The sequence below is a fragment of the Cobetia sp. Ld8 genome (assembly GCF_045066615.1).
GTDB lineage: Bacteria > Pseudomonadota > Gammaproteobacteria > Pseudomonadales > Halomonadaceae > Cobetia > Cobetia amphilecti.
The window spans coordinates 1-2,090 of the sequence record NZ_JBISHF010000003.1 but is presented as its reverse complement, the minus strand read 5'-3'; the positions used below and the strand labels follow the sequence as shown (position 1 = coordinate 2,090).

1 protein-coding gene is annotated in these 2,090 nt (G+C 65.8%); it reads right to left on the bottom strand.

The window, feature by feature from the left end:
• Positions 1-2,090 (bottom strand): beta strand repeat-containing protein (locus ACJJV2_RS00015; RefSeq protein ID WP_405277468.1); only part of this gene is annotated, 2,090 nt, incomplete at both ends.

The window sequence follows — 2,090 nt, the reverse complement described above, 5'->3', positions numbered from 1 at the left end:
GCCGATGTTGCGGGTGTCGGCGTTGGCGACCGGCGCGGTATCGAGGATCGCGATGTCCAGGCTGTCAGTGCTGCTCTGCCCGGTGATGTCGGTGACCACGACGGTGAAGCTGTCGGTGATGTCGCCGGCAGTGTGATCTTCGCTCGCGCCATCCTCGGCGTAGGTGTAGGTCACGGTGCCATCAGCCGCATAGTCGGTGATGGTCAGCGTGCCTTCATCGGTGGTGATCACGACCGGCGTGGTGCTGGCGTCGCTGATGTCGATGCCACCAATGGTGACAGCGGCAACGCCGGCGGTGGCCGCGACCGTGAAGCTGCCGGTGACGGTGTCGCCGGTGGCTTCGGTGACGCTGTTGTCGGCCGTGGCACTGATGTCAGTGATGGTCGGCGCGCCATCGGTGGAGCCGTCGACGGTGATGGTCAGCGTGGTGCTGGAGGTATCGCCATCGGCGTCGGTGATCGTGTAGCTGAAGACGTCGGTCAGTGACGCGCCGTCATCCAGGCCCTGGACCTCGGCATTGCTGTTGTCGAGCACATAGCTGTAGCTGCCATCACTGTTGAGGGTCAGCGTGCCGTAGCTGCCGGTGACAACCGTCGCATCATCCGCGGTGACGGCAGACGCACTCCCGCCGTCCGGCGTGACGCTGGTCACGCTGGTGGCATCGGCCCCCAGGGTGTCAGCGGTGTCGCTGGCGCCGTCGATGACGTTGCCGTCGAGTGCCGTGGTGGTGTCTTCGCCGATGTTGCGGGCGTCGGCGTTGGCGACCGGCGCGGTATCGAGGATCGCGATGTCCAGGCTGTCGCTGGTGCTCTGCCCGGTGATGTCGGTGACCACGACGGTGAAGCTGTCGGTGATGTCGCCGGCAGTGTGATCCTCGCTCTCGCCATCCTCGACGTAGCTGTAGGTCACGGTGCCATCAGCCGCATAGTCGGTGATGGTCAGCGTGCCTTCATCGGTGGTGATCACGACCGGCGTGGTGCTGGCGTCGCTGATGTCGATGCCGTCAATGGTGACAGCGGCAACGCCGGCGGTGGCCGCGACCGTGAAGCTGCCGGTGACGGTGTCGCCGGTGGCTTCGGTGACGCTGTTGTCGGCCGTGGCACTGATGTCAGTGATGGTCGGCGCGCCATCGGTGGAGCCGTCGACGGTGATGGTCAGCGTGGTGCTGGAGGCGTCGCCATCGGCGTCGGTGATCGTGTAGCTGAAGACGTCGGTCAGTGACGCGCCGTCATCCAGGCCCTGGACCTCGGCATTGCTGTTGTCGAGCACATAGCTGTAGCTGCCATCACTGTTGAGGGTCAGCGTGCCGTAGTCGCCGGTGACGACTGCCGCGGCATCGGCCGTGATGGTGCTGCCATCGACGTCTGTGACCGTGGTGGCGTCCGCGCCCAGGGTGTCGGCGGTGTCGCTGGCGCCGTCGATGACGTTGCCGTCGAGTGCCGTGGTGGTGTCCTCACCGATGTTGCGGGCGTCGGCGTTGGCGACCGGGGCGGTGTCGAGGATTGCGATGTCCAGGCTGTCAGTGGTGCTCTGCCCGGTGATGTCGGTGACCACGACGCTGAAGCTGTCGGTGATGTCGCCGCCGGTGTGATCTTCGCTCGCGCCATCTTCGACGTAGCTATAGGTGACCTCACCGGTGCCGGCGTCGTAGCCGGTCACGGTCAGGGTGCCTTCGTCGGTGGTGATCTCGACCGGCGTGGTGCTGGTGTCGCTGATGTCGATGCCACCGATGGTGACAGCGGCAATCCCGGCGGTGGCCGCGACCGTGAAGCTGCCGGTGACGGTGTCGCCAGTGGCTTCGGTGACGCTGTTGTCGGCCGTGGCACTGATGTCAGTGATGGTCGGCGCGCCATCGGTGGAGCCGTCGACGGTGATGGTCAGCGTGGTGCTGGAGGTGTCGCCATCGGCGTCGGTGATCGTGTAGCTGAAGACGTCAGCCAGGCTCTCGCCATCATCCAGCGATTGCACGGCCGGATTGGTGGTGTCGAGCACATAGCTGTAGCTGCCGTCGGCTTCAAGCGTCAGCGTGCCGTAGTCGCCGGTGACGACTGCGGCGGCATCGGCCGTGACGGTGCTGCCATCGACGGCAG